Below are 503 nucleotides of genomic sequence, written 5' to 3' on the forward strand. Positions count from 1 at the left end.
GTTCGACTCGGTCGAGGACGGCCGCCCGATCGTGCCCGGCACCGACCGGATCAGCCGGGGCAGGTTCAGCTTCATCGTGAACATGGATGCCGACCCGGCCCGGATCGCCGACGCCCTGACCCACATCGGGGACAACATCCTGTTCGACCGCGAGAACCGCCTGCCCACCCGACGCTGGATCCGGGAAGACCTGCTACCGATGCTGGCCCAGGGCGCCACCGCGGTCGGCACCGGACTCGCCACCGGATCGGTCTTCTACGGTGCGCTCACCGGAGTGGCCGCACTCGGGCACGGAATCGCCCGCCAGGTCGCCCGGATCCATCAGCTCAACGTCAACGACCTGTCCTTCATCCGGTCGCTGTCGGAGACCAACAGCGCCAACACCACCCCACAGCACCTGCGGGAGCAGATCGAGCAGCAGCGGCAACCCGTCGAGGAACTCGAACAACGGGCCAGACAGATCGAGGAACAACTGGCCGCCGACCCGCGTACCGCCGACGCGA

The 503-nt window shown here is 68.0% G+C and carries 1 protein-coding gene; it reads left to right on the forward strand.

The window, feature by feature from the left end:
• On the forward strand, window positions 1–503 hold a 503-nt coding region (locus ACFQ4H_RS34915), incomplete at both ends, for a hypothetical protein (RefSeq protein WP_377579572.1).

Origin of the sequence: Micromonospora sonneratiae (genome assembly GCF_042679305.1) — a bacterium.
In the GTDB taxonomy this organism is placed as follows: Bacteria; Actinomycetota; Actinomycetes; order Mycobacteriales; family Micromonosporaceae; genus Micromonospora_H; species Micromonospora_H sonneratiae.